Consider the following 5,061-nt stretch of genomic DNA (forward strand, 5'->3'; position numbering starts at 1 on the left):
GAGTCTCTTCGTCAGGCCCGCGCGCGCATCCCTGAGCAGGCGTTCCGCCTCGTCGATCCGGCCGAGCTGGCGATGGATCAGGGCGAGGTTGAGGTCGCAGCCATAGGTATACGGATGGTCCGGGCCGAGGACGTCCCGGTAACGGCGAACGGTCTTCTCGATCCGAATGGTCGCCTCGTCCGGATCGCCGGCGACCCGCTGCGCGTTCCCGAGGTTGATCCCGGCGGCGAGGGTGTCCGGATGCTCCGACCCGAACTGCCGACTGTTGGTGTACCGGCCGTGCACCTCCTCGGCGAGTTCGAGGGCCTCGGTGAAGTCCCCGGCCTTCCGGCGAGCCACCGACAGGTCCTTCGCCTGGAGGAGAACATGCGCGTGGTCCTCCGGCAGGACGCGACGGTTGACGAGATCGCGGTAGAGCAGGAAGGCCTGCTCCGCCGTTCTCCTGGCCTCGAGATACTGCCCGGCCTGCCGCAGGTCGCGCGCGACCGTGGCGAGCGAGAAGACCACCTGCGGGGCGTCGTCACGGCCGAAGAGGTTACGCCGGTCGGTGAGGTTCTTCCGGTCCGTCTCGAGAGCTTCGGCGTAGGAGCTGGTCAGGCTGTAGTCGACCGCCAGGTTGTTGACGGCGTTGAACGTACGGTTGTCGTCGTCGCCGAAGACACGGCGGTGCAGGGCCACGGTACCCTCGTCGAGTTCACGGGCGGCCTGGAACTCGCCGCGCGCACGCAGGTCGGCGCCGTGACCGTTGAGGATGACGAGGGTCTCCTCGTGGTCCGCACCGAGTACCTCGGTGATGGCCTCCAACGTCGGGCGCCGGAGATCATAGGCTTCCCGGTACCGGCCCAGCGCCCACAGGATGTCCGCCTTGATGCCCTGCAGGATCAGGACGTCGGGGTCGCGACCCCCCGGTTCCTTGATCCATTGCTCCAGGGTGCGGTCGGCCTCGGCGAGTCCGGTGGTGAAGTCGCCGACGCCGTAAAGGTAGCCGACGATGTGTTCCACCAGCTGGCGGGTGGGCGCCGACCGCGCCAGGTAGACCTCGGACGGGAAGATGTGCGGAAGCAGCTTGTCGTACTGCGGCCAGGCTTCGGAGTCATCCGGCTCACCCGGGTCGGCCGCGACGAGCAGCTGGTGCACCTCGTCCCGCATGCGTTCCTGATCCTCGCGGGGCAGATCGTTGCGGATGAGCTTCTGCACGAGCCGGTGGACCTGCAGCGTCTTGCGGCTGTTGTCAATGCGGGCGAGGGCGTAGCGGCCGAGCTCCCGCATCGCCCGGCTCACCAGGAGGCGGTCCCGCATGGCGCTGCCGAATTCGGACCCGAGGATGTACTTGCCGCGGTCGAGGATCTCCAGGGAAATCGGCTCGGGGCCGAAGAACGCGCAGCGGCGCAGGAGCTCGAGGGCGAATGGCGCCTGCTCGCTGAGCCGGCTCACCGACAGGCTCCAGGCGGCCGCGACCGGCCTGGAGTAGTCCGACGGAGGGTTCTCCGCGAGCAGTTTCCCCGCCTCGGTGCGGAGCAGCTCGAGGTACTCCTTGACGTCCATCCCGGTCTCGAACTGCAGCGCGCCGGCCTGCTCCAGGGCCAGCGGCAGCTCGCCGAGTTCCTCGGCGAGCTGATCGGCGTCGGCATCGGCGATGCCGGGGACTCGGCGGTGGAGGAACTCGAGGCTCTCGCGCCGGGCGAAGACGTCGACCTCCAGCGTGTCGATCAGGCTCTCCCACCGCCGGTTGCGCGAGGTCACGAGCACGTGACCGGGGCCGTGCGGCATGAGGCTGTGGACCGTCTCCGGCTGGTCGGCGTTGTCGAAGATAAGCAGCCAACGCCGGTACGGCACGCCGCGGCGCAGCGCGTCCAGCACCGCGGAGACGGCCTCCTCGACCCGCAGCGGCCCGGCCTCCGCCAGACCCAGCCGCGGCGCCAGAGAGGCCAGATTGGAGCGGACCAGTAGCGGCTGGTCGGCGGGGATCCACCACACCAGGTCGTATTCCGCCTGATAGCGGTAGGCGTACTCGATCGCAAGGTGAGTCTTACCCACACCACCGAGACCCTGCAATGCATGCGGTAGCACGGCGGTGACGTCGAGACTGTCCGAGGTTACCCGCCTGCGCAGGTCCGCAAGCAGGCTGTCCCGGCCGGTGAAGTTCTTGTTCCGCTGGGGAACGTTGCCCCAGACTGTCGGAACTCCTCGACCCGGTCCGTGTTCCGGATCGACCTTCACCACCGAAGCCACTGCACCCCCGCATTCCGGGCGCGGTCGGCGACATCTCGGCGCCCGCGCCCCACCGAGTAAAAGATTCGATCCGGACGCGTGCTAATGCTACACCCCGACCCTATCGGAGAGGAGGGTCTCGCATCTCGGCCGTCGCCGGCCCGCCGCACCATCTCGCCACCCCAGCGGTTTCCTTGTCAGGGGTCAAGCGCCGGGGCCGGCGCGTCACCGCCGGGTCCGTCCGGCGGTGACGGCGACCACTGTCGCGATCGATCGACTGGCTTTCCGCGGGGGAGGAGCTCCGACGTTGTGGCATTCGCCGCGAGCGCATACTAGGTTGTTGTCCCGCGGAGCGCCGGCAGCGCACGACTGACGGCGGACGGGCGGTGCCGTCCTTTGCGGACTGAGTCCATGACCGACCGGCGGTACGCCTCCCGTGGGCGGGGGTCCGCTCGGCTCGGCGGTCGTGCGCGTCTCGCGGTGCACGGGAGGCGCTTTCGGGTGGTACGTCCGAACTCCGGCGACCCGGCGTCGGATATCATTCACGGGTACTGTCAGGGGTGCTGTCGATTCGCCGGGGAGAGGCTTTTTACTACCTTGTTTACCAGGATGGTCATTGCTTGTGAAGGAAGGCGGGGAAGACCTGACCCGACCAGCGATTCCGGGACGCGGGGGTAGTGGTGGTCACCGTACTTCCCCGCCATTATCCCTATGTCGGCCTCACGCCCTTTCAGGAGACCGACGCCGAATTTTTCTTCGGGCGCCGCGCCGCGGCGCACGCCCTGCTCGCGAAATGGCTTGAAAGTCGGCTGGTCGTCCTGCACGGGCCGGCCGGGGTCGGAAAAACGTCGTTGTTGCGGGCCGGCGTGCTGCCGAATCTGGTCTCGACGGACCCCGACGTGCTGCCGGTCGGTCGACTGGGCCCACCGGTCGGTCCGGACGCGGACGATGGCCTGGTCCGCTCGACCGGAAATCCCTACCTGGAGTCGTTGCTGCGATGTTGGGCGGGCGACGCCGACACCTGGTCGCTGGTGGACGCCATCCAGAGCAAGCGGCACGGTCACGGCGCCGCCGGTCGTGACCGTCAACTCGGCTCCGCGCGGCCGATCCTGGCCGCTGTGGACCAGTTCGAGGACTTCTTCGTACCCCACTCGCCGTATCTGGACCCGTTGCGCACCCAGTTCGTCGAAGTTCTCGGTGAGGCCGTGGCCGCCCTCCCGGACCTGCACCTGTTGCTGGTGATCCGGCGTAACCACCGGGCCGCGCTCGCGCCCTACGAGGACACCCTCGCCGGTGGCTCGACGATCGCCAGGGTCGCCGTCGGACCGTTGGACCGGCGCTCGGCAACTGCGGCGCTGACCGAACCGTTGCGGGCGGCGGGCCGACGCCTCCCGCCGGGTGTCGCCCAGGCCTGCGTCGACGGCCTTGTCACCAGCCGTGTGGTGGACGCTACCGGGACGGAGTCCGTTCTGGTCGCCAGCACGGTGCAGCCGGCGTACCTCCAGCTCGTGGCGACGGCCATCTGGCGCTCCCCGCTCGTCACCGCCGGACCCGCCACCGAACCCGCCGCCACCGAACCCGTCACCGGCGCCCAGCTGGCGGAGACCGGTGATGCGAGCATGATCCTCGGGGCGTATCTGACCCCAGGCGATCGTGGCCGTGGCCCGGGAACACGACCTCGACGACGGGGAGGTGCGCACCTGGCTGACCCGGACCTTCATCACCGAACGCGGCCGGCGGGGGGCCGTCGACGAGGGCATCGAGACGACCGCCGGGATGCCCACCGCCCTCCTCGACGCACTGGTCGAGCGATATGTCCTCGCCAGTGAATGGCGTTCGGGTTCCCGGCGGTTCGAGCTCTTCGACGATCGCCTTATCCCGCCGCTGCAGGAGGCCTTCCCGGACTGGTCCGTCGCGGGACGCTTGGCTGGTGCGGCTGGTGCGGCTGGTGCGGCCGATTTCCTCCAGGCCGCGCTGGTGAGCTTCGCCGACGGCGATGTCGTGGCCGCGCGCGGCCATGTCGACGAGGCGTTGCTCCGCAGCCCGGACGGCTCCCGGACGACGGCCCGGACATTGGCCCTGCGGGCCGAGCTCGATGAGGCGCAGGCCCGACCCGAGCAGGCGGAGCAGGGGTACCGTGAGGCCGCCGAACTCTACGAATCGCTGTCCGACACCGAGGGTTCGGGCCGTGCCCTGGCCGCCATCGGCCGGCTCCTGCTGCGCGGCGGTCAGTACGGCCGGGCCATCGAAGATTTTCAGGCCGCTTCCGCGCGGCTGCCGGCCGACTCCGGCGTCCAGGCCGACCTCGCCCGGGCGCTGTGGTACTCCGGCCAGCCCTGGGGGGCTGCCGCCATCTTCTCGACCGTGCTGACGATCGCTCCGGAATCGGAGGCCGCCCTTGCCGGGCGGGGACAGCTGCGGGTGGAACTGGGGGACGACGTTTCGGCGTTGGAGGATCTCGAGCGGGTGACACGGCTGGCTCCCGACGTCGCCGGCGTCACGGAAGTGCGGGCGACCCGCGCCCTGGCGCTGGCCCGGCTCGGCCGATCGAGGGAGGCATCCGACGAGACCGCGGCGGTCCTGGACGCGGCGCCGGACAGCGGCCCGGTCCTGTGGCGTGCCGCCGGTGTGGCGCGTGCCGCCGGCGAGGACACTCGAGCGGACGATCTGCTGCGGCGCGCGCTCGACGCACGCGATCCGGCGCTGCTCCCGCATCAACAGGAGCAGGTGCTCCGCTCGCTGCGCCGCTCGGGGGCCATGGCCTGACACCGGTATCGCAGCAGCGCGGCTGGGAGGTTGATCCAGGATGGCTCTAGGGCCTGTTTGGGAAGTTTATCGGGGCAGCCATTC

The 5,061-nt window shown here is 69.7% G+C and carries 3 protein-coding genes; 2 read left to right on the forward strand and 1 reads right to left on the reverse strand.

Annotation, left to right across the window (positions count from 1 at the left end; all coding sequences use genetic code 11):
• Nucleotides 1-2,220, reverse strand: a 2,220-nt coding sequence (gene fxsT, locus AC08OQ_RS17590; protein WP_476612216.1) for an FxSxx-COOH system tetratricopeptide repeat protein, incomplete at its 3' end; no start/stop codon positions are given.
• 671 nt (nucleotides 2,221-2,891) lie between these two features.
• Here fxsT and AC08OQ_RS17595 point away from each other — a divergent pair.
• Both AC08OQ_RS17595 and AC08OQ_RS17600 read left to right on the forward strand, forming a co-directional pair.
• Entirely contained in the window at nucleotides 2,892-4,040 is a 1,149-nt protein-coding gene (locus AC08OQ_RS17595; protein WP_476602056.1) for an nSTAND1 domain-containing NTPase, read from the forward strand.
• Nucleotides 3,988-4,977, forward strand: coding sequence for a tetratricopeptide repeat protein (locus AC08OQ_RS17600; protein ID WP_476602055.1), 990 nt, complete (start codon nucleotides 3,988-3,990; stop codon nucleotides 4,975-4,977). Before AC08OQ_RS17595 ends, AC08OQ_RS17600 begins: the two co-directional genes overlap by 53 nt.
• Nucleotides 4,978-5,061 lie beyond the last annotated feature (84 nt).

Source organism: Frankia sp. CcCS3 (assembly GCF_977927575.1).

Coding starts and splice junctions, on each gene's coding strand:
- AC08OQ_RS17600 (WP_476602055.1), top strand. CDS start 3,988: ATGCCCACCGCCCTCCTCGACGCACTGGTCGAGCGATATGTCCTCGCC.